The organism is Acidovorax sp. SRB_24 (genome assembly GCF_012931925.1).
The window spans coordinates 14,971-34,973 of the sequence record NZ_MWOM01000042.1; the positions used below are offsets into that span (position 1 = coordinate 14,971).

The 20,003-nt window shown below is 68.5% G+C and carries 20 protein-coding genes; 8 read left to right on the plus strand and 12 right to left on the minus strand.

Going from position 1 to position 20,003, the window contains the following annotated elements:
* Positions 1–74: 74 nt before the first annotated feature.
* The 7 genes from B2J89_RS14260 to B2J89_RS14290 form a co-directional block, all read right to left on the minus strand.
* Positions 75–1,322, minus strand: a complete 1,248-nt coding sequence (locus B2J89_RS14260; RefSeq protein ID WP_169169732.1) for a phenylacetate--CoA ligase family protein — start codon at positions 1,320–1,322, stop codon at positions 75–77.
* A 152-nt stretch (positions 1,323–1,474) separates the two neighbouring features.
* Complete coding sequence (locus B2J89_RS14265) at positions 1,475–2,299, minus strand: ABC transporter ATP-binding protein (RefSeq protein WP_169169733.1); 825 nt, start codon at positions 2,297–2,299, stop codon at positions 1,475–1,477.
* Positions 2,300–2,366: 67 nt separating this feature from the next.
* Complete coding sequence (locus B2J89_RS14270; protein ID WP_169169734.1) at positions 2,367–3,686, minus strand: ABC transporter substrate-binding protein; 1,320 nt, start codon at positions 3,684–3,686, stop codon at positions 2,367–2,369.
* 58 nt (positions 3,687–3,744) lie between these two features.
* Positions 3,745–4,809, minus strand: coding sequence for a branched-chain amino acid ABC transporter permease (locus B2J89_RS14275; RefSeq protein WP_169169735.1), 1,065 nt, complete (start codon positions 4,807–4,809; stop codon positions 3,745–3,747).
* Between the two features lie 66 nt (positions 4,810–4,875).
* Positions 4,876–5,805 carry a branched-chain amino acid ABC transporter permease gene (locus tag B2J89_RS14280; RefSeq protein ID WP_169169736.1) on the minus strand — a complete coding sequence of 310 codons (930 nt, stop codon included), beginning with the start codon at positions 5,803–5,805 and terminating at the stop codon, positions 4,876–4,878.
* A gap of 10 nt (positions 5,806–5,815) precedes the next feature.
* Positions 5,816–6,601: an ABC transporter ATP-binding protein gene (locus tag B2J89_RS14285; RefSeq protein ID WP_169169747.1), complete on the minus strand. Its 786-nt coding sequence runs from the start codon at positions 6,599–6,601 to the stop codon at positions 5,816–5,818.
* A gap of 35 nt (positions 6,602–6,636) precedes the next feature.
* The gene (locus tag B2J89_RS14290) at positions 6,637–8,583 is read right to left on the minus strand and encodes a long-chain fatty acid--CoA ligase (protein ID WP_169169737.1); all 1,947 of its coding nucleotides are present in this window, start codon (positions 8,581–8,583) and stop codon (positions 6,637–6,639) included.
* A gap of 259 nt (positions 8,584–8,842) precedes the next feature.
* Here B2J89_RS14290 and B2J89_RS14295 point away from each other — a divergent pair, with 259 nt between their 5' ends.
* Together B2J89_RS14295 and B2J89_RS14300 are read left to right on the plus strand one after the other, a co-directional pair.
* Entirely contained in the window at positions 8,843–9,565 is a 723-nt protein-coding gene (locus B2J89_RS14295) for a Crp/Fnr family transcriptional regulator (protein WP_169169738.1), read from the plus strand.
* A gap of 487 nt (positions 9,566–10,052) precedes the next feature.
* Entirely contained in the window at positions 10,053–11,075 is a 1,023-nt protein-coding gene (locus tag B2J89_RS14300) for a pseudouridine synthase (RefSeq protein WP_240965031.1), read from the plus strand.
* Positions 11,076–11,109: 34 nt separating this feature from the next.
* On the opposite strand, the gene B2J89_RS14305 is transcribed toward B2J89_RS14300, so the two are convergent.
* Positions 11,110–11,607, minus strand: coding sequence for a DUF3761 domain-containing protein (locus B2J89_RS14305; RefSeq protein WP_169169739.1), 498 nt, complete (start codon positions 11,605–11,607; stop codon positions 11,110–11,112).
* Between the two features lie 194 nt (positions 11,608–11,801).
* Between B2J89_RS14305 and htpG the strand changes: the two genes are divergently transcribed.
* The 4 genes from htpG to B2J89_RS23220 all read left to right on the plus strand — a co-directional run bounded on the left by htpG (position 11,802) and on the right by B2J89_RS23220 (position 14,739).
* A complete protein-coding gene (htpG, locus tag B2J89_RS14310) occupies positions 11,802–13,784 on the plus strand; it encodes a molecular chaperone HtpG (protein WP_169169740.1) in 1,983 nt (660 codons plus the stop codon).
* A 181-nt stretch (positions 13,785–13,965) separates the two neighbouring features.
* Positions 13,966–14,382 (plus strand): DUF4118 domain-containing protein, encoded by a 417-nt coding sequence (locus tag B2J89_RS14315; protein ID WP_169169741.1) that lies wholly within the window; start codon positions 13,966–13,968, stop codon positions 14,380–14,382.
* 49 nt (positions 14,383–14,431) lie between these two features.
* Positions 14,432–14,647, plus strand: a complete 216-nt coding sequence (locus B2J89_RS14320; RefSeq protein WP_169169717.1) for a hypothetical protein — start codon at positions 14,432–14,434, stop codon at positions 14,645–14,647.
* 5 nt (positions 14,648–14,652) lie between these two features.
* Positions 14,653–14,739, plus strand: coding sequence for a hypothetical protein (locus B2J89_RS23220; RefSeq protein WP_371809075.1), 87 nt, complete (start codon positions 14,653–14,655; stop codon positions 14,737–14,739).
* Positions 14,740–14,947: 208 nt separating this feature from the next.
* Here B2J89_RS23220 and B2J89_RS14325 read toward each other — a convergent pair whose 3' ends face one another.
* The gene (locus tag B2J89_RS14325) at positions 14,948–15,196 is read right to left on the minus strand and encodes a hypothetical protein (RefSeq protein WP_371736420.1); all 249 of its coding nucleotides are present in this window, start codon (positions 15,194–15,196) and stop codon (positions 14,948–14,950) included.
* A 349-nt stretch (positions 15,197–15,545) separates the two neighbouring features.
* On the opposite strand from B2J89_RS14325, the gene B2J89_RS14330 reads away from it, so the two are divergent.
* Complete coding sequence (locus tag B2J89_RS14330; RefSeq protein ID WP_206041452.1) at positions 15,546–15,959, plus strand: hypothetical protein; 414 nt, start codon at positions 15,546–15,548, stop codon at positions 15,957–15,959.
* A gap of 26 nt (positions 15,960–15,985) precedes the next feature.
* Here the strand turns inward: B2J89_RS14330 and B2J89_RS14335 are convergent, their stop codons facing one another.
* The 3 genes from B2J89_RS14335 to B2J89_RS14345 form a co-directional block, all read right to left on the minus strand.
* Complete coding sequence (locus B2J89_RS14335) at positions 15,986–17,026, minus strand: serine/threonine protein kinase (protein ID WP_169169743.1); 1,041 nt, start codon at positions 17,024–17,026, stop codon at positions 15,986–15,988.
* 139 nt (positions 17,027–17,165) lie between these two features.
* Complete coding sequence (locus B2J89_RS14340; RefSeq protein ID WP_169169744.1) at positions 17,166–18,596, minus strand: bifunctional serine/threonine-protein kinase/universal stress protein; 1,431 nt, start codon at positions 18,594–18,596, stop codon at positions 17,166–17,168.
* Complete coding sequence (locus B2J89_RS14345) at positions 18,593–19,360, minus strand: metallophosphoesterase (RefSeq protein ID WP_169169745.1); 768 nt, start codon at positions 19,358–19,360, stop codon at positions 18,593–18,595. The genes B2J89_RS14340 and B2J89_RS14345 overlap by 4 nt, the downstream gene beginning before the upstream one ends.
* Before the next feature lie 254 nt (positions 19,361–19,614).
* On the opposite strand from B2J89_RS14345, the gene B2J89_RS14350 reads away from it, so the two are divergent.
* A partial coding sequence (locus B2J89_RS14350) for a DoxX family protein (protein ID WP_169169746.1) occupies positions 19,615–20,003 on the plus strand: 389 nt, incomplete at its 3' end.

The window sequence follows — 20,003 nt, forward strand, 5'->3', positions numbered from 1 at the left end:
AGCGTTTTATGATTGAAACGCTTGACTGGCCAGCGCTTGAAGCTATCAAAAAAGGAATTCACCGGGCGCCGGCCTCAGCGGTAGCTGCGCGCGTCCTCGATCACCTTGCCGTCGTTGGGCAGCGAGCCCGGCGCGACCAGCTCGACCTCGCCGCGCAGCTTGGTGACTTCGCGGATCGCGTCCTGCAGGCGCTCGGCCAGGCCCGCGGCGATCTCAAGGGTTTCCACGCGCAGCACCATCTGGTCGTTGGCCATCTCGCCGCTGACCACGAGGCGCGCGCGCAGCACCTGCGGAAAGCGCGCCGCAATCGCCGCCACCTGGCCGGGCTGCACGAACATGCCGCGCACCTTGGTGGTCTGGTCGGCGCGCCCCATCCAGCCCTGGATGCGCGTGTTGGTGCGGCCCGTGGGGCAGGGGCCCGGCAGCACGGCCGAGAGGTCGCCGGTGCCGAAGCGGATCAGCGGGTAGTCGGGGTTGAGCGTGGTCACGACCAGCTCGCCGACCTCGCCCTCGGGCACCGGGTCGCCCGTGCCCGGGCGCACGATCTCGACGATCACGCCCTCGTCGAGCACGAGGCCTTCACGCGCCGCAGTCTCATAGGCGATCAGGCCCAGGTCGGCCGTGCCGTAGCACTGGTAGCCGGCCACGCCGCGCGCAGCGAACCAGTCGCGCAGCGAGGGCGGAAAGGCCTCGGCCGACAGCAGGGCCTTGGTCAGGCTCGGCAGGGGCTGCTGCAGTTCGGCGGCCTTTTCGAGGATCAGCTTGAGAAAGCTCGGCGTGCCGATGTAGCCTGCGGGGCGCAACTGCGCGATCGCCTGCACCTGCTGCTCGGTCTGGCCGGTGCCGCCGGGAAACACGGTGCAGCCCAGCGCATGGGCGCCGCTTTCCATCATCGCGCCGGCCGGCACGAAGTGGTAGCTGAAGCTGTTGTGGGCCAGCTCGCCGGCGCGGAAACCGGCCGCGTACAGCGCGCGCGCCATGCGCCAGTAGTCGCGGCGCACGCCCTCGGGTTCGTAGATCGGGCCGGGGCTGCAGAAGACGCGCGGCATGGCGGCGCCGAAGCCGATCGCGGCAAAACCGCCAAACGCGCTGTCGGCGCGCCCGGCCTGCTGGCGTTCCAGCAGCTCGTACTTGCGCGTGACCGGCAGGCGCGCCAGCGCGGCGCGGCTCGTGATGGCGGCGGGGTCGGTGTTGGCCAGGATGCGGGCGAACGCGGGCGATGCCGTGCGCGCATGGGCCACCTGGGGGGGCAGTGCGGCAAGCAGTGCCGCCTCGCGCGCTGACGGGTCGCGGGTTTCCAGGGCGTCATAAAACGGGTTCATGCCATGGGTTCCTAGGCGGTGGTTTTGAATGAAATTGGCCTCTAACGCTTACTGCTAAAGCGCAAGCAGCTATGAATTCAGGAGTTTTATCGGTATGTGCAGCGCCATCGTGGAAACCGCCACGGCCCCCTCCCAGCACCACAGGGGGCTTCTCAAGCCAGCCAGCGCTTGCGGCGCTTGTAGCTCTTGACGTCCTTGAAGCTCTTGCGTTCGCTGCCGCCCATGCCGAGGTAGAACTCCTTGACGTCCTCGTTGCTGGCCAGGTCGCGCGCGGCGCCGTCCATGACGACGCGGCCGCTTTCCATGATGTAGCCGTAGTCCGAGTACTTGAGCGCCATGTTGGTGTTCTGCTCGGCCAGCAGGAAGGTGACCTTTTCCTTGGTGTTGAGGTCCTTGACGATGTTGAACACCTCTTCGACGATCTGCGGCGCCAGGCCCATCGACGGCTCGTCGAGCAGCACCATGCTGGGGTTGGTCATGAGGGCGCGGCCGATGGCGCACATCTGCTGCTCGCCGCCCGAGGTGTAGGCCGCCTGCGAACTGCGGCGCGTTTTCAGGCGCGGAAAATAGGTGTAGACCTTCTCCAGGTTGGCGGCGATCTCGGCCTTGCTGGAGCGCGTGTAGGCGCCGGTCAGGAGGTTTTCTTCGATGGTCAGGTGGGCGAAGCAGTGGCGCCCCTCCATCACCTGCACCACGCCGCGCTGCACCAGGTCGGCGGGCGAGAGGTTTTCGATGCGTTCGCCGCGCAGCTCGATCGACCCCTTGGTGACCTCGCCGCGCTCGCCCTTGAGCAGGTTCGAGACGGCGCGCAGCGTGGTCGTCTTGCCCGCGCCGTTGCCGCCGAGGATGGCGACGATGCGGCCCTCGGGCACCTGCAGCGAGACCCCTTTGAGCACGAGGATCACGTGGTTGTAGATGACCTCGATGCCGTTGACATTGAGCAGCGTGGCGGGCGCTGGGAGGGCAGTGGAGTCCATGGAGCGTTCCGGGAAAGACGGGAGGCAAGCGCCCACCCCCGCAAGGGGGCGGAGCGCACGGAGGGCATCAGCTGCAGTTGCGCGGCGTGATGTTCTTTTCTTTGGCGTACTTGGCCGCGTACTCCTTGACCAGCGGGTCGATGTGCGTCTTGTCGGCCTGGTACCAGTCAGAGGTGATGTTCCACTTGCCGCCGTCCCACTGCACGATGCGCGCCCAGTCGGTGCCCATGTGGTTGCTGCAGGAGGTCTTGATGGGGCGCATGATTTCGCCAAAGCCGAGCGACTTCAGGCGCGCGGCCGTGAGGTCCAGGTTTTCATAGCCCCAGCGCACCTGCTCGGGCGTCAGCGCTTTGCCCTTGCCGTATTTCTCTTGCGCGGCGCGGATCGCCTCGACCTGCAGCATGGAAATCATCATGCCGCGCGTGTGCGCGAGCGTGCCCACGCTGCCGACCGGCCCGGTGCCCTGGCCCTTGTCGTAGACCAATTTTTTGAGCGCGTCGTGCACGCCATCCTTGGCGGCGCTGTTGTGGATGGTGACCGCGTTGTAGCCCTTGGCGCCCGCGCCCAGGTCCTTCACGTCGTGGTCGGAGCCCGCCCACCAGATGGCGTACATCTTCTCGCGCGGGTAGCCGCTGGCCTGGGCCTCGCGGATGCCGGCGGGGGTCATCACGCCGGCGGACCAGAACAGCACGTAGTCGGGCTTTTGCTGGCGGATCTGCAGCCAGGTCGATTTCTGCTCCACGCCCGGGGGCGTGACCGGGAACAGCGCCAGCTCGAAGCCTTCGGCTGCGGCGCGCTTTTGCAGCAGCGCGATCGGTTCCTTGCCGTAGGGCGAGTCGTGGTAGACCAGCGCGATCTTCTTGCCCTTGAGGCTGCCCTTTTCCTTCTTCGCGATGTCCTGCAGCATCACGTCGGCTGCGGTCCAGTAGGTGCCCAGCAGCGGGAAGTTCCATTCGAACACCGTGCCGTCGACCGACTGCGACAGCCCATAGCCCATGGTTTCGATCGAGACTTTGTCGACGAAGGCCTTGTCGGTCACCGCGAAGGTGATGCCGGTGGACTGTGGATCGAAGCCCGAGGCGCCCGTGCCCTTGGTCTTGAGGCGCTCGTAGCACTCCACGCCCTTGGCCGCGTCGTAGGCCGTCTCGCACTCTTCGTAGGTCAGCTTCACGCCGTTGACGCCGCCATCGCGCGCGTTGACCAGCTTGAGGTAGTCCTGCTTGCCGTCGGCCCATGGGATGCCCAGCGGCGCGAACTGGCCGGTGCGGTAGACCAGCAGCGGAATGAACTGCTCGGCCGCCTGGGCTTGCGCCAGCGTGGATGTGACCAGGCTCGAAAGCCCCGTGGCCGCGACGGCGGCGGCAATGGCGATTTTTTTCAGTTGCATGGCTTGTCTCCTTTATGGTGGTTGCTTGGGTCTACGGGAAAAACAGGGGTGCAGGCGCTCAGTGCGGGAAAGGCCAGAGCCGCAGCTTCTGCCGCGCCGTGGACCACAGGCGCGCCAGGCCGTGCGGCTCGACGATGAGGAAGAACACGATCAGCGCGCCGAAGATCATGTGCTCCAGGTGCGAGGCCGTGGCCGTCGACAGCGGGATGCCCAGCCAGTGCGGCACGTAGTTGAGGAACAGCGGCAGCAGCACGATGAAGGCGGCGCCAAAGAAGCTGCCGGCGATCGAGCCCAGGCCGCCGATGATGATCATGAACAGCAGCTGCAGCGACTTGTCGATGCCAAAGGCCGCCGGCTCCCACGAGCCCAGGTGCACGAAGCCCCACAGCGCGCCGGCCACGCCGACGATGAAGCTGCTGACGGCGAACGCCGTGAGCTTGGCGTTCACGGGCCGGATGCCGATCACGCTGGCGGCCACGTCCATGTCGCGCATGGCCATCCATTCGCGGCCAATGGCGCCGCGCACCAGGTTCTTGGCCAGCAGGCCGAACACGACGACGAAGCTCAGGCACAACAGGTACTTCTGCGCCGGCGTGTCAAAGCTGAAGCCCGCGATGCTCAGCGAGCCGACGCTGACCGAGCCGGAGGACGAGTCGTTGGTGACCCATTTCACGCGGTTGGTGAACCAGTCCATGAAGAACTGCGCGGCCAGCGTGGCCACCGCCAGGTACAGACCGCGGATGCGCAGGCTGGGAATGCCGAACAGCACGCCCGCCACCGTGGCGCACAGGCCGCCGCCAATCAGCGCCAGCAGCAGCGGCATGCCGTCGATGCGCACCTGCAGGTTGTAGGCCGCATACGCGCCCACCGCCATGAAGGCGCCGGTGCCGAGCGAAATCTGGCCGCAGTAGCCGACCAGGATGTTGAGCCCGATCGCCGCCAGCGAGAGGATCAGGAACGGAATGATGACGGCGCGGAACGCGTAGTCGCTGGTCACCAGCGGCACGGCGATGAACGCGATGGCGGCGAGCGCCAGCAGGGCCCAGCGGTCCTGCGCGACGGGGAACAGCGCGGCGTCGGCGCGGTAGCTGCTCTTGAACTGGCCATTTTCTCGGTAAAACATGGATGCCCTTAATCAGTTGGGGACCGAGCAAATTCGCTGCGCAAATCTTGATCCGTCCCGCAAAATTCAGACTCTGTCGATGATCTTGTCGCCGAACAGGCCCTGGGGCCGCACCAGCAGCACGGCCAGCGCCAGCACGTAGGCGAACCAGTTCTCGATGCCGCCGCCCACGAACGGGCCCAGGTAGATTTCGGAGAGCTTCTCGCCCACGCCGATGACCAGCCCGCCCAGGATCGCGCCCGGCACCGAGGTGAGGCCGCCCAGGATCACCACCGGAAAGGCCTTGAGCGCGACCAGCGAGATCGAGTACTGCACGCCCAGCTTGGAGCCCCAGATGATCCCGGCGACCAGCGCGACGATGCCGCCGATGGACCAGACCACGACCCAGATGCGCGCCAGCGGAATGCCGATGGACTGCGCCGCCTGGTGGTCGTCCGCCACGGCGCGCAGGGCACGCCCGGTGCGGGTCTTCTGGAAGAAGACCGTCAGCAGCGTCACCAGCACGGCAGAGATCAGGGCGGCGATCAGGTCTTCCTTGTTCAGCAGCAGGCCGCCTTCGAACAGGTTCTCGAGCACGATCATCGGGTCCTTGGGCATGCCGATGTCGATCTTGTAGGTGGCGCTGCCAAACAGCAGCTGGCCCGAGCCGTCGAGGAAGTAGCCGATGCCCAGGGTCGCCATCAGCAGCGTGATGCCCTCCTGGTTGACCAGGCCGCGCAGGGCCAGCCGCTCGATCAGCCAGGCCACGACGACCATCGCCAGCATCGCCGCAATGAACGCCAGCAGGTTGGCCAGCAGCAGGCTGTCAAAGCCCAGCCACTGCGGAATCCACTCCGCAAAGCGCGCCATCGCCAGGGCCGCGAACAGCACCATCGAGCCCTGCGCGAAGTTGAACACGCCCGAGGCCTTGTAGATGAGCACGAAGCCCAAGGCGATCAGCGAATACAGCATGCCCGCCATCAGGCCGCCGAAAAGGGTTTCGAGAAAAAAGCCCATGGTGTGGTCCTTAGTGCGACGTGCCCAGATAGGCCGTGATGACGTCTTCGTTGGCGCGCACCTCGTCGGGTGCGCCGTCGCCGATCTTCTTGCCGTAGTCGAGCACGACCACGCGGTCCGAGATGTCCATCACCACCCCCATGTCGTGCTCGATCAGCACGATGGTGGTGCCGAATTCGTCGTTCACGTCGAGGATGAAACGGCACATGTCCTGCTTTTCTTCGACGTTCATGCCGGCCATGGGCTCGTCGAGCAGCAGCACCTGCGGCTCCATGGCCAGGGCGCGGCCCAGGTCGACGCGTTTTTGCAGGCCGTAGGGCAGCTGGCCGACGGGCGTCTTGCGGAACGCCTGGATTTCGAGGAAGTCGATGATGTGCTCGACGAACTCGCGGTGTCGGATTTCCTCGCGCTCGGCGGGGCCGATGCGCAGCGCCTGCAGCAGGATGTTGCTGCGGATCTTCAGGTTGCGACCGGTCATGATGTTGTCGATCACGCTCATGCCCTTGAACAGCGCCAGGTTCTGGAAGGTGCGCGCCACGCCCATCTCGGCCACCTGGCGCGAGCTCATCTGGGCAAAGGTCTTGCCGCGGAAGGTGATCGAGCCTTCGGACGGCGTGTAGACGCCGTTGATGCAGTTGAGCATGGAGCTCTTGCCCGCGCCGTTGGGGCCGATGATTGAGCGGATCTCGTGCTCGCGCACGTCGAACGAAATGTCGGTCAGCGCCTTGACGCCGCCAAAGCGCAGGCTGAGGTTCTTGACGTCGAGGATGACGTCGCCAATCTTCTTGGTGGTCATGGCGTGTGGCTTCTCGGGCGGGTGGAGAGCGGGTTTCATGCGGCGCTCCGCATGCTGGGATACGTTTTGGCGTCCGAGATGCGCAGCGTGGCGCTGACGCTGCCGGTGCGGCCGTCCTCGAACTTGACCTGGGTCTCGATGTACTGCTCGGTGCGCCCCGCGTACAGCGCATCGACGAGCGCGCTGTAGCGGTCGGCGATGAAGCCGCGGCGCACCTTGTTGGTGCGCGTGAGCTCGCCGTCGTCGGCGTCGAGCTCTTTGTGCAGCACCAGGAAGCGGCTGACCTGGCTGCCGGCCAGCAGCGCGTCGCCCGCGAGGTCGGCGTTGACCTGCTCCACGCATTCCTGGATCAGCTGGTAGACCTCGGGTTTCTGCGCCAGGTCGGTGTAGCCGGCATAGGGCAGGTTGCGGCGCTCGGCCCAGTTGCCCACGGCGTCGAAGTCGATGTTGATGAAGGCGCAGACCTTTTCGCGGCCGTCGCCGTAGGCCACCACCTCCTTGATGTGCGGAAAGAACTTGAGCTTGTTCTCGACGTACTTGGGCGCGAACATGGCGCCGTCGTTCGCGCCGCCCTTGAGGCGCCCGACGTCCTTGACGCGGTCGATGATCTTCAGGTGGCCGTGCGCGTCGAGGAAGCCGGCATCGCTGGTGTGGTACCAGCCGTCGGCTGTCAGCACCTCGGCCGTGGCCGCGGGGTTCTTGTAGTACTCCTTGAGCAGGCCCGCCGACTTGACGAGGATCTCGCCGTTCTCGGCCACCTTGATTTCCACGCCGCGGATCGGCACGCCCACGGTGTCGGCGCGCGCCTGGTTGTCGGGCTGCAGGCAGACGAACACGGCGGTCTCGGTCGAGCCGTAGAGCTGCTTCAAGTTGATGCCGATCGAGCGGTAGAAGCTGAACAGGTCGGGGCCGATGGCCTCGCCCGCCGTGTAGGCGACGCGCACGCGCGAAAACCCCAGGTTGTTGCGCAGCGGGCCGTAGACCAGCAGGTTGCCCAGCGCGTACCGGGCGCGGTCGAGCGGGCCGACCGGCTCGCCGTCCATCAGCGCCGGACCGACGCGCTTGGCCAGCGCCATGCAGGCCGAGAACATCGCGCGCTTGAGGCGGCCGGCGTCCTCCATGCGGATCATCACGCTGGTCAGCAGGCCTTCGAAGATGCGCGGCGGCGCGAAGTAGTAGGTCGGGCCCACCTCCTTGAGGTCGATGGTCACGGTGGCGGCCGACTCGGGGCAGTTGACGACGTAGCCGCAGACCAGCCACTGCGCGTAGCTGAAGATGTTCTGCCCGATCCAGGCCGGCGGCAGATAGGCCAGCACCTCCTCGGCGCTGGTGAGTTTGTCGAACTCGGCACCGGCGCTGGCGCGGTCGATCAGCGTGGCGTGCGTGTGCACCACGCCCTTGGGGTTGCCGGTGGTGCCCGAGGTGAAGAACATCGCCGCCACGTCGCCGCTCTCGATCTGGGTGACTTCCGTGCGCAGCCACTGCGGGTGCTGGTGCACGAAGGCGCTTCCGGCTTCGATCAGCGCCTCGTACGAGGCCAGGCCCGGCTCGCTGTAGCTGCGCAGGCCGCGCGGATCGTCGTAGTAGATGTGCGCGATGGCCGGGCACTGCGCGCGGATCTCCAGCAGTTTGTCGACCTGCTCCTGGTCTTCGACCACGCAGAAGCGGACCTCGGCGTTGTTGAGCGGGAAGATGCACTCCGCGGCCACGGCGTCCTGGTACAGCGGCACGGGAATGGCGCCGACGGCCTGCGCCGCCAGCATGGTGGCGTACAGGCGCGGGCGGTTGGCGCCGATCACAACCAGGTGTTCGCCGCGGCGCAGCCCCGCCAGGTGCAGGCCGGCCGCCACCTGTTCGACCAGGGTGGCCAGTTGGGCCCAGGTGTGGGTCTGCCAGATGCCGTATTCTTTTTCGCGCAGCGCCGCGGCGCCGGGGCGCTCGGCAGCGTGCTGGAGCAGCAGTTGCGGGAACGTGGTGGTCATTCCGTGTCCTCAGGTGTTCAAGGGCGGGCGCGGCGGGGGCTGCGGCGTGCACCACGCGGGCTGGTGAACGCCGATAGTAGGTTTGGCTTTGACGTTATCTTGTCCACACGACGACAATTTAGGGGTAAGCCCCGGAAGGTGAAACCCTGGGCCTGCGGCCGGGTGCGGTGCGAACACGCCGGGCACGGCCCTGGCTTCGTGCCGACAATGCGGCCTGCCGCCGCACCACCCTGCGCCCCTTTTTTGTTTTGCACACGCCATGAGCCAGGACCTGACGCTGCACCAGCGCCGCCGCCCCCCCACCGCCGAAGAGATCGAGGGCATCCCCTGGTGGGCGCCGCTGCAGCCGCACGAGCGCGAGCGCGCACTCGCGGCGCTGCTGGTGGGCGACGCGCTGCCGGGCGACTACGTCTGCCGGGTCGGGCGGCCCGTGACCTACTGGTTCGGCGTGGTCGAGGGCCTGCTCAAGATGAGCAACGACAACGCCGAAGGCAGCACCATGACCTTTGCCGGCCTGCCGCCGGGGGGCTGGTTTGGCGAGGGAACCGTCGTCAAGCGCGAGCCCTACCGCTACAACGTGCAGGCGCTGCGCAAGAGCGTGGTGGCGGGCCTGCACATCGACACCTTCCACTGGCTGCTCGACCATTCGATTGCGTTCAACCGCTTCGTCATGCACCAGCTCAACGAGCGCCTGGGCCAGTTCATCTCCGCGCGCGAGATCGACCGCATCACCAACCCCGACGTGCGCGTGGCGCGCAGCCTCGCGGCGCTGTTCCACCCCGTGCTCTACCCCGGCGTGGGCGATGTGCTGCGCATCACGCAGCAGGAACTGGCCTACCTGGTCGGCCTGTCGCGCCAGCGCGTCAACGAGGCCCTGGCGGCGCTCGACGCGCAGGGCGCGATCCGCGTCGAGTACGGCGGCCTGCGGGTGCTCGACCTGGAGGCCCTGCGCTCGCGGGATTTTCAGGTCAAAAAGGCCTGAAACACTGATGCATACTGCGCAAACAGCTACATAAACAAGAGCGCTGTGCCGCGGTCGGGCACGCGGACAGGGCGGCTGCCAGGGCCCGGCCCAGGGCCCTGCGCAGCCTCGCCCTGCCCGAGCCGCCGCCCGCGCGCCTGCCGGTCGGTGGGCTCCAGATCGACAGGCCCCTCGTGTTCGGCATGCCCACCGGCGCGGACGATACCCCCGCGCGCGCCCGGCGATCGACCTCGCGCACAATCTGGGGTTCAGCGCCGCCGCCGCAGGCGTCGACCATGCCGCCGTGCGGGTGCAGCTGCGCACCCTGGCGGGCGACGGGACGCAGGGCTACCATGTCCGCGGGCCCCGCCGGTGGACGCTTTTCCTGGCCGGGCACCGGCCAGCGGCCTGAGGCCCGCACCCCTGTGCCTAGGGGCGCCCATTTATTCATGAAATCGGGGTCTGGCCCTTATCCAGTCTGCGCTTTCAGCTATTTATTTCATAGTCCATGACTTCTGCCCAACGTCCGCCCGCCGGGCCTGCCGCCCCCGCCCCTGCCGTCCCGGCCGCTCCCGCGGCGGCGCCGGGCCGCCCATTGCTGCGCCGGCCGGTGCTGGCGCCCCAGGCGCCGCCGACAGCGCAGCGCCCCGCCGCGCGCCCGGCCGCGGCTGCGCGCCCCGCGGCGCCCGCGAGCGCCAGCGCCGAGGGCGCAGTGCGCCTGAACAAGCGCCTGGCCGAACTGGGCCTGTGCTCGCGCCGCGAGGCCGACGACTGGATCGCGCACGGCTGGGTCTATGTCAATGGCCAGGTGGCCGAGATGGGCGTCAAGGTCACGCCGCAGGACAAGGTCACGGTCGAGCGCGCAGCGCAGCGCCACCAGGACAACCGGGTCACCATCCTGCTCAACAAGCCGATGGGCTATGTGAGCGGCCAGGCCGAGGACGGCCACACGCCGGCCGTCGCGCTGATCAACCCGCGCACGCACTGGCGCGACGACCCGAGCGGCCTGCGCTTTTCGCCGCCGCACCTGCGCGGGCTGGCGCCGGCCGGGCGGCTGGACATCGATTCGGTGGGCCTCCTGGTGCTGACGCAGGACGGCCGCGTGGCGCGCCAGCTGATCGGCGAGGACTCGACGCTGGACAAGGAATACCTGGTGCGCGTGGTCTACCAGGGGCCGGGCCAGGCGCAGGCGCGGCACCCCGACGAGCGCAGCGCACCGCTGCAGGAAATCGACGAGCGCGACCCGGTCAGCACCAACGTGCAGGCGGTGTTTCCGCCCGCGCTGCTCGAGCGCCTGCGCCACGGCCTGAGCCTGGACGGCCAGCCGCTCAAGCCCGCCAAGGTCGAGTGGCAAAACCCCGAGCAGCTGCGCTTCGTGCTGGTCGAGGGCAAGAAACGCCAGATCCGCCGCATGTGCGAGCAGGTCGGCCTGAAGGTGGTGGGCCTCAAGCGCATCCGCATGGGCCGCGTGGTGCTGGGCAACCTGCCCGTCGGGCAGTGGCGCTACCTGGCCCCGGGCGAACAGTTCTGAGCGTCCCGCACCCGCTCGGCGTGCGGGGGCGTGCCTAGGCGGCGCAGGCCTTGTTGCGCGCCGCGTGCATGCCCTTGGCCTTGGCGTCGGCCTCGCTCATGTACTCGCCCTGCTTGGTCTTGCCGTAGTAGCGGTCGCCCTGGCAGTGGTAGACCTTGGTGTCTTTATTGACCCAAACCTTGCCCGGGCCGCCGCCGGGAGCGGCCGCCATGTCCTGCCGGTCGGGAGCGCCCGGGGCCTTGGTGGGGGCGCCGGTGGCGGGCGCCACGCCGGTCTTGTTGACCGCCGACGATTGCGTTTCCACTGCTGCGGCCTTGCCGGCCGCGGCGGCGGCAGGGGCTGCGCCATACCAGGTCTGGATTCCCTTGTGGCCCTTGCAAGCCCCGGTCTTCTGGGCGGGCGACGCATAGCTGCCGTCCTTGCACTGGACCGTGGTGCCCGCCGGTGCGTCGGCCGGCAGGGGCTGGCCCTGGGCCCCCAGTGCGCCGAACAGGCTGGCCGTGGCCAGCAATGCCTTGAGTGAGAGATTCATGCTGAATGCTCCTGAAGCGCTGTGGTGGGAGGCCCATCGTAGTAAGGTTTGGATCCCGGCACAAGGCAGTGCGTGGACCGGTCATTGCCGCTGGGCGCAGCGCGGGACCTTGAAGCGCTGGCTGGACACCCCATCTGCCCCTGCGGTGCGCCTTGTGCGCTCACCTTTTATTCCCTTTCTTTGTTTATCCATCCATGACAACGACCAAGACCACGCTCTCCTTCCAGGCCGAAGTGGCCCAGCTGCTGCACCTGGTCACGCACTCGCTGTATTCCCACCCCGAGATCTTCCTGCGCGAGCTGGTCTCCAACGCCTCGGACGCCTGCGACAAACTGCGCTTTGAGGCGCTGAACCGCCCCGAGCTGTACGAAGACGCGCCCAACCTCGAAGTGCGGGTGTCGTTCGACCCGGGTGCCAAAACGCTGACCATCACCGACAACGGCATCGGCATGAGCACGCAGGAGGCCATCGACCACCTGGGCACGATCGCCAAGAGCGGCACCAAGGATTTCATGGGCCAGCTCACGGGCGACCAGAAGCAGGACGCGCAGCTGATCGGCCAATTCGGCGTGGGCTTCTACTCGGGCTTCATCGTCGCCGACAAGATCACCGTCGAGTCGCGCCGCGCCGGCCTGCCGGCCGAAGAGGGCGTGCGCTGGACGAGCGGCGGCACGGGCGACTTCGAGGTCGAGACCATCACGCGCGCCGCGCGCGGCACCAGCGTGATCCTGCACCTGCGCGCCGATGCCGAGGAGTACCTGAACGCCTGGAAGCTCAAGAGCGTCATCGCCAAGTACTCGGACCACATCAGCCTGCCCATCCTGATGGAGAAGGAAGAGTGGAAGGACGGCGAGCTCATCAACCCGTCGGACGAGGCCGGCGGCCGCCAGCCCGGCGCGATGGTCAAGACCGGCGAGTGGGAGCCGGTGAACAAGGCCAGCGCGCTGTGGACGCGGCCCAAGCGCGACATCAGCGACGAGCAGTATCAGGAGTTCTACAGGACCATCTCGCACGACTTCGAGAACCCGCTGACCTGGGCACACAACCGCGTCGAGGGCAACACCGAATACACGCAGCTGCTCTACATCCCGGCCAAGGCGCCGTTCGACCTGTGGAACCGCGACAAGAAGGCCGGCATCAAGCTCTACGTCAAGCGCGTCTTCATCATGGACGACGCCGAGGCGCTGATGCCCAGCTACCTGCGCTTCGTCAAGGGCGTGATCGATTCGAGCGACCTGCCGCTCAACGTCAGCCGCGAGCTGCTGCAGGAAAGCCGCGACGTCAAGGCGATCCGCGAGGGTTCGACCAAGCGCGTGCTCTCGATGCTGGAAGACCTGGCCAAGCACGACAAGCACGAGGCCCCCGTGGAAGGCTCGGACGCCGTGACCGACGTGGTCGATGCCGACGACAAGGCCAAGGAAGGCAAGTACAGCCAGTTCTACGCCGAGTTCGGCGCCGTGCTCAAGGAAGGCTTGGGCGAGGACTTTGCCAACCGCGAGCGCCTGGCCAAGCTGCTGCGCTTTGCCAGCACCATGAGCGACACGGCGAGTGTGTCGTTTGCCGATTACAAGGCGCGCATGAAGGACGGCCAGGACGCCATCTACTACATCACCGCCGACACCCTGGCGGCCGCCAAGAACAGCCCGCAGCTCGAAGTGTTCAAGAAAAAGGGCATCGAGGTGCTGCTGATGACCGACCGCGTTGACGAGTGGACGCTGAACTACCTGCAGGACTTCGACGGCACGCCGCTGCAGTCCGTGGCCAAGGGCGCGGTCGACCTGGGCAAGCTGCAGGACGAGGCCGAGAAGAAGGCTGCCGAAGAGGCCGCCGAAGCCTTCAAGCCGCTGCTCGCCAAGCTCAAGGAAGCGCTCAAGGACAAGGCCGAAGACGTGCGCGTGACCTCGCGCTTGGTCGACTCGCCCGCCTGTCTGGTGGTGCAGGAAGACGGCATGAGCACGCAGCTCGCGCGCATGCTCAAGCAGGCCGGCCAGCAGGCGCCCGAGTCCAAGCCCGTGCTCGAGGTGAACCCCGAGCATGCGCTGGTCAAGAAGCTCGACGGCAGCGTGCATTTCAACGACCTGGCCCACATCCTGTTCGACCAGGCCCTGCTGGCCGAAGGCGGCCTGCCCGAGGACCCGGCGGCCTACGTGCGGCGGGTGAACGCGCTGCTGGTGTGATGTGGGTTGAAAATGGCGTCCAGCGCATGATGCATAAGCATTTGCAGCGATAAAAACCATCGTTCTCAAGCAAAACCCCGGGGTGCCTGCACTGCCGGGGTTTCTTTTGGGGGGTGCGCAGGGCTGCCCAGGACACTGCGAACGGGTTCCGCGCGCGCGGGCCGGGCGATACGATGCGCTGATGTCTGCCGCACCCCGCCACGACACCCGCCAGCCCGGTCCTGTCCCCGCACCCCCGGGCGCACGCACTGCCGCCGCGCAGATGGCGCTGGCCGGCTGCGCCACGGCCGCGGCCACGCTGGCTTGTGCCTGGCTCGATACGCGCATGTCGGTGGCGGTGCTGGCGCTGGTGTACCTGATCGCCGTGGTGGCCACCGCAGCCCTGCTGGCACGCTGGGCTGCGGTGCTCACGTCGGTGGCCAGCGTCTCGGCACTGAATTATTTTTTCGTGCCGCCCCGCCACAGTTTCGAGATCGCCACCCCGGAATACATGCTGGCGCTGGTCATCTTGCTGGCGGTCTCGCTGGGCATCAACGCCCTGGTCGCCAGCTTGCATGCGCGCCGTGCGCAGGCCGAGCAGCGCGCGCTAGGCCCATGAACTGCATGCGCTCAGCGAGCAACTGGCGGACAGTCAGGGGCTGCAGGCCGTGGCGCAGGTCGCCGCGCACTGGCTGTCCGAGCACCTCGGAATGCCCTGCGCGGTGTTCGTGCGCCCCGATGGGGCGCCCGACCCGCTTCCGGTCGTGCCACGCGACACCACGCTCCTGGCGGGCGAACTGCTGTGCCATGGCGCGCCGCAGGCCGCCCGCGAAGGCGAGGCACCCGCGCCGTTCCATGCCGCCGCTGGCGCGGGTGCCTGTTAGAGGCCATGTCGCGCAATGCGGGGCGTGCCGTGGAGTTTTTCAACATCCCGCACAACAGCGTGATCGAACTGGGCACGCGGGTGCAGATTTGAGCGGCGGTAGAGCGTGGCCCTCGGCGCCCACCAGCGCCCCCGTGCCGCGCGCTGCCCAGGAACCGCGCCTTCAGCCGTGGCGGATGGGAGGTGAAATCCGCCTCCAACCCTTGCGGCACTAGCGCGTGCAGCTATCAAAAAAGAAAAGCCCCGGCGGTGCGCGCACTGCCGGGGCTTTGGTGGTCAACGGCGCCGCCGCGCCGGGCGCTCAGGCCGCGCAGGCGCTGGCCGGGGCGTGGCGGTGCTGGATCCAGCGCAGGCCTTCGCTGGTGGCGTAGTGCGCTGCGGCGGCGGGATCGGCAAACACCGACGCCAGGCGCAGCACGCGGTCGTGCGTGCCGCTGCCCGAGCCCGAGCGGATCGAGACGGAGGCGGCAAAGCGGCCGTCGTCGAGCCGCTTGGTCAGCGGGGACACGAGGTATTTGCCAACGGTCGTGTTGGCGGGGGAGTGGGTCATCATGGTACGGGGGCCGGGCGATAGCGCGGCATCAATCAAAAGGCAAGAGAAATGGCCCGTGGGAAGGGCCGGGTGGATCGATCCGGGGTTCCACCCTGACGCAGGGGGCCGGAGAGCACCTGAAAAAAGTCGCACGTGCCAGCGCGAAACTTTTGGTGGCCGGTCAGTGAGAGAAACCGGCGCGGGGCGCAAAGGCCATTCAAAGAGGCGGCGCGCGGACTGGGCTGTCGTTTTATAGCGCGCCATTATGAAATCATGGCTTTATCGAACGAGTGATTATATAACATGCCGCTCCAGGGCCGTTGCATCGCAACACGCCGGTGCTCTGCGGCCTGCTTATGATGGGCGGATGCCATGGTTTTTTCCCTTCTCTGCGCGTTCCTGGCGCCGCCCGGGGCCTGCCCGCGGGCCGGCTGCCGCCCTGTGCCTGGTGGCCGTGGGCCTGCTGAGCGCCTGCGGCGCGGCGCGGGTCGGCGTGGGCATTCCGGTGGGGCCGTTCACCGTCGGGGTGGGCGCCGGCGCGGGCGGCCCTTCGGTCGGCCTGGGCACCGGCGTGGGGCCGGTCGGTGTGGGGGTGGGCGTCCACCCGGGCGGCCAGGTCAGCGGCGCCGTGGGCGTGGGGGCCAGCGTTCCGGTGGGCGGTGACCCCGTGCGGGCGGGCGTCGGAGTCGGCACGGGGGCCGTGCTCTACGACCCGCGGCGTGCGCCGGTGGCGGCGCGGCCCGGCGTGGTGGTGCCGGACCATGTTGGGTCGCCGCAGTAAACGGCCGGGTCGGCGGACTGCCGGCCTCAGGCCATCAGCGGCTCTTCCTGCATCGCTTCGATCTGTTCGTGCAGCATGTCGACCTGGCCCTTCCAGTAGTCGCTGCTGCCGAACCACGGAAAGTTGATCGGAAAGATCGGGTCTTGCCAGCGCCGCGCCAGCCAGGCGCTGTAGTGGATCAAGCGCAGCGTGCGCAGCGGCTCGATCAGCGCCAGCTCGCGCCGGTCGAACGGGCGGAACTGTTCATAGCCCTCGATCAGCGCGCCGAGCTGGTGCGTGCGCTGGCGCCGGTCGCCCGACAGCAGCATCCACAGGTCCTGCACCGCCGGGCCCATGCGCGCGTCGTCGAGGTCGACAAAGTGCGGGCCGCCGCGCCCCCATTCGTCGAGCGGCGTCCAGAGGATGTTGCCGGGGTGGCAGTCGCCGTGCAGGCGCAGCACGGTGGCGTCCTTGAGGTGCAGGCGGCCCGCGCCGCGCTCGGGGTGGGCGTGGCCGCCGATCAGCGACAGGGCCTGCTCGCAGGCGCTGCGCCAGCGCGACTGCATGTCCAGCGGAATCAGGTCGTGCGCCAGCAGCCAGTCGTGCGGCTCCGAGCCAAAGCTGTGCAGGTCGAGCGCCGGGCGGTGGACGAAGGGGCGCACCGCGCCCACGGTGTGGATGCGCGCGAGGAAGCGGCCGATCCATTCGAGCACCTCGAAGTCGTCGAGCTCGGGCTGGCGCCCGCCGCGCCAGGGGCTGACCGAGAACTGGAAGCTGCCGTGCGGGTGCAGCGTGCGCTCGCCCAGCACCAGCGGCCCGACGGCGGGCACCTCGGCGGCCATCAGGTCGGCGGAAAAGGCGTGCTCTTCGAGAATCTGCGCCTCGCTCCAGCGTCCGGGGCGGTAGAACTTGGCGACGACGCGCTCGCCGTCCTCGAGCGACACCTGGTAGACGCGGTTTTCGTAGGACGACAGCGCCATCAGCCGGCCGTCGCCATAGAGGCCGACGCTGGCCAGCGCGTCGAGCACGGCGTCGGGGGTGAGGCTGGCAAAGGGGTGCCGGTCCGCGGTTTCGGGGGTGGAATGCATGGGGCCATTGTCGCCCTCCTGCGCAGGCGCTGCTGGCGCCGCACCGGTGCCAGTGTTTCTGGTTGAAAATGGCCTGCAACGCTTGCTGGGAAAGCGCAGGGTGCTATCAAAAATGGATTTCTGTGCCGCGCCTGCGGCCTCAGTGCGCCTGGGCCAGCTGCGCAAACGGCAGCTGCTGCTTGACCAGGATCACGGTGCAGGGGGCGTCGCGCGCCACGCGCAGCGGCACGGTGGTGATGAAGCGCTGCATCTGCAGGCCGTGCGTGGCCGCGCCCAGGATCATCATGCTGACCTGGTTGCCCTCGGCGTAGCGCACCAGCGCCTGCGCCACGTCGCCCGCCTCGAGCACGTGGTAGCTGACATGGTGGCCAGCCAGGCCCAGCGGCTCGGCCCAGCGCTGCAGGCGCGCGCGGTGCTGGCGGTGCAGGGCGGTTTCGCTGCGCCCGCTGTCGGTGGCGCTGCTGGCCGCGGGCGAGATCACGGTCACGCAGGCCAGCCGCGCCCCGGGGCGGATGCCCAGCGAGCGCGCGACGGCCTGGCGCAGCGAATACAGCGTGGCGTCGCTCACGTCCTCGTGCGGCACGGCGACCATGACGATGGGCACCTCTTCGATCTGGCGCGTCGGCACGGGGCTCGCCTGGTAGTGCATGCCCGCAGCCTTGAGCCAGCGCCGCAGGTGCGTGCGCAGGCGCGGCCCGCGCGTGCGCCGGCCGCGCTCGGTGAGGGCGACCTGCGCGGGGTTACCCAGGTCGAAGGCCAGCAGCGCGGCCGAGGGGTAGCGCTGCGCGGCCTCGGGCTCCAGGCAGCGCAGGATGACTTCCTGCAGCCACTCGGGCAGCTCGGGGCGGTGCTGGCGCGGCGGCGCCGGCGACATCCACAGGCGCTGGCGCAGGCCGCCCTGCGTGGTCGGCGCGCCGAACGGCAGCTCGCCCGTGGCCAGCTCGTAGAGCATCACGCCGATCGCGAAGATGTCGCTGCGCGGGTCGCCGCGCACGCCCACCACCTGCTCGGGCGCGATCCACGCGGGCGAGCCCACGGCGCGGCGCAGCTCCTCGGCCAGCAGGTCGGGGTAGTGGGCGTGGCACGACAGGCCGAAGTCGAGCAGCACGGCGTGGTCCTCGCGCGGGAAGAGCACGTTGCCGGGTTTGAGGTCGAGGTGGCAGACGTCCTGCTGGTGCAGGCTGTGTGCGGCGTGCGCCATGGCCGCGCCCAGGCGGGCGATGGTGTCCACGCTGGGCCGCGCGGGCGCAGCGAGCCAGTGCTGCAGCGTGGGGCCGTCCACATACTCCATCACCAGGTACGGCAGGCGCGCCAGGTCGCCGGCCGCGACGAAGCGCGGCACATGCGGGCCCGTGAGCGTGCGCAGGATCTGCAGCTCGACCTCGAAGCCGACGATGGTCTCGGCACCGTCGCCGGCCGTCATGCGCGGGATCTTCATGGCCAGCGGAAAGCCCGGGTTGGGCGGGCCCACGGCGTATTCGACGCGGTAGATGTGCGCCATGCCGCCGGCATGCACGCAGCCAAGCACCGTGAAGCCGTCGACCTCGGTGCCGGGTTCGAGCAGCTTCACTGTCCCACCTCGAGGCGCTGGGCAAAGAATTCGGACAGCGCGCCGGTGGCGCGGATCGCGGCGGCCGCGCCTGCATGGTCGTAGGGCACGCGCTCGAAGGTCAACCGCCAGGCGGCGGTGTCGAGCAGCGCATACATGGCCCGCGGGTCGCCGTCGCGCGGCTGGCCCACCGAGCCGACGGTGGCCACCCAAGGCCGGTGCGGCGGCACCGGCACGGCCACGCCGGGCGTGGGCACGAAGCGCATCAGGCCGTGGCCGCTGCCGCGGTAGTACAGCATCTGCCGGTGCACGTGGCCGCAGAACACGTGGTGGATGCCGGGGCGCTGCAGCGCCGCGTGCAGGCAGTCGGCGGCAACGACGGGGTTGTCCACATAGCGCCAGCGCTCGGGCGCGTCGGCGCTGGCATGCACCAGCAGCACGCTGCCGACCTCGACGGTGAGCGGCAGGGCAGCGAGAAAGGCGCGCTCCTCGGCGCTGAGCTGCCCGTGCGTCCAGTCGGCGCTCTGGACCACCACCGAGCCGGCGCCGCGCTCGCCGGCCACCGGCGGGCGCACCGCCATCGCGTCGTGGTTGCCGCCGACCAGGTGCGCGCCTTCGGCGGCCAGCGCCATGGCCTGTTGCACCACATAGCGCGGCGCGGCGCCGTAGCCCACGAGGTCGCCGAGCAGCGCGATCTGCTGCGCGCCTTGCGCCCGCGCGTGCGCCAGGCAGGCGTCGAACGCCTGCCGGTTGGCGTGGATGTCGGAGAGGAGGGCGATTTTCATGGTCGTCGGGCGGCAGACGCCATGATGGCGCGGCAAGCTGAGCGCGGGCTTGCATGCGGCCTAGGGGTAAACCACGAATTGCATGCCAAAAGAGCTGCAAACGCTGGCGGGGCAAGCGCTGGCAGCCCTCATTTTTGTGCCGGGCGGCGGCACCGCACGGGGCCGGAGCGCGCAAGGCGCGGGCGGCGTAGACTGAAACCTCGCCCGCGCCACCCTCGGTGCACAGGCGTTCCACGAGCGAAAGCGAGGCTTTTATGACCAGCGTTCTTGCCGCGAATGCCGACCCCGTGATCCTGCTGGGGCGCATTCTTCTGATGTCACTGTTCCTGATCACCGGCTGGGAGAAGCTGACGGACTTCCCGGGCACCACCGAGTACATGGCATCGGTCGGCGCGCCGGCGCCGGCACTGTCCGCAGCGGTGGCCGTCGTGATGGAGTTTGGCGTCGGCATCGCGCTGGTGCTGGGCGTCTTCACGCGCCCGCTGGCCTTGCTGATGGCCCTGTTCACGCTGGCAACGGCGCTGATCGGCCACCGCTACTGGACGCTACAAGGCCCGGAGCGGCACGTCAACCTGCTTAATTTCTACAAGAACGCCAGCATCACAGGCGGCCTGCTGCTGCTGGCCATCACCGGGCCGGGCCG

What these genes read in the sequence shown, in the direction of transcription:
- B2J89_RS14315 (WP_169169741.1), top strand. Translation starts at nt 13,966, where the DNA reads ATGTCTGCCGCACCCCGCCACGACACCCGCCAGCCCGGTCCTGTCCCC.
- B2J89_RS14270 (WP_169169734.1), bottom strand. Translation starts at nt 3,686, where the DNA reads ATGCAACTGAAAAAAATCGCCATTGCCGCCGCCGTCGCGGCCACGGGG.
- B2J89_RS14285 (WP_169169747.1), bottom strand. Translation starts at nt 6,601, where the DNA reads ATGACCACCAAGAAGATTGGCGACGTCATCCTCGACGTCAAGAACCTC.
- B2J89_RS14325 (WP_371736420.1), bottom strand. Translation starts at nt 15,196, where the DNA reads ATGACCCACTCCCCCGCCAACACGACCGTTGGCAAATACCTCGTGTCC.
- B2J89_RS14280 (WP_169169736.1), bottom strand. Translation starts at nt 5,805, where the DNA reads ATGGGCTTTTTTCTCGAAACCCTTTTCGGCGGCCTGATGGCGGGCATG.
- B2J89_RS14290 (WP_169169737.1), bottom strand. Translation starts at nt 8,583, where the DNA reads ATGACCACCACGTTCCCGCAACTGCTGCTCCAGCACGCTGCCGAGCGC.
- B2J89_RS14295 (WP_169169738.1), top strand. Translation starts at nt 8,843, where the DNA reads ATGAGCCAGGACCTGACGCTGCACCAGCGCCGCCGCCCCCCCACCGCC.
- B2J89_RS14275 (WP_169169735.1), bottom strand. Translation starts at nt 4,809, where the DNA reads ATGTTTTACCGAGAAAATGGCCAGTTCAAGAGCAGCTACCGCGCCGAC.
- B2J89_RS14305 (WP_169169739.1), bottom strand. Translation starts at nt 11,607, where the DNA reads ATGAATCTCTCACTCAAGGCATTGCTGGCCACGGCCAGCCTGTTCGGC.
- B2J89_RS14260 (WP_169169732.1), bottom strand. Translation starts at nt 1,322, where the DNA reads ATGAACCCGTTTTATGACGCCCTGGAAACCCGCGACCCGTCAGCGCGC.
- B2J89_RS14300 (WP_240965031.1), top strand. Translation starts at nt 10,053, where the DNA reads ATGACTTCTGCCCAACGTCCGCCCGCCGGGCCTGCCGCCCCCGCCCCT.
- B2J89_RS14345 (WP_169169745.1), bottom strand. Translation starts at nt 19,360, where the DNA reads ATGAAAATCGCCCTCCTCTCCGACATCCACGCCAACCGGCAGGCGTTC.
- B2J89_RS14335 (WP_169169743.1), bottom strand. Translation starts at nt 17,026, where the DNA reads ATGCATTCCACCCCCGAAACCGCGGACCGGCACCCCTTTGCCAGCCTC.
- B2J89_RS23220 (WP_371809075.1), top strand. Translation starts at nt 14,653, where the DNA reads ATGTCGCGCAATGCGGGGCGTGCCGTGGAGTTTTTCAACATCCCGCAC.
- htpG (WP_169169740.1), top strand. Translation starts at nt 11,802, where the DNA reads ATGACAACGACCAAGACCACGCTCTCCTTCCAGGCCGAAGTGGCCCAG.
- B2J89_RS14330 (WP_206041452.1), top strand. Translation starts at nt 15,546, where the DNA reads ATGCCATGGTTTTTTCCCTTCTCTGCGCGTTCCTGGCGCCGCCCGGGG.
- B2J89_RS14265 (WP_169169733.1), bottom strand. Translation starts at nt 2,299, where the DNA reads ATGGACTCCACTGCCCTCCCAGCGCCCGCCACGCTGCTCAATGTCAAC.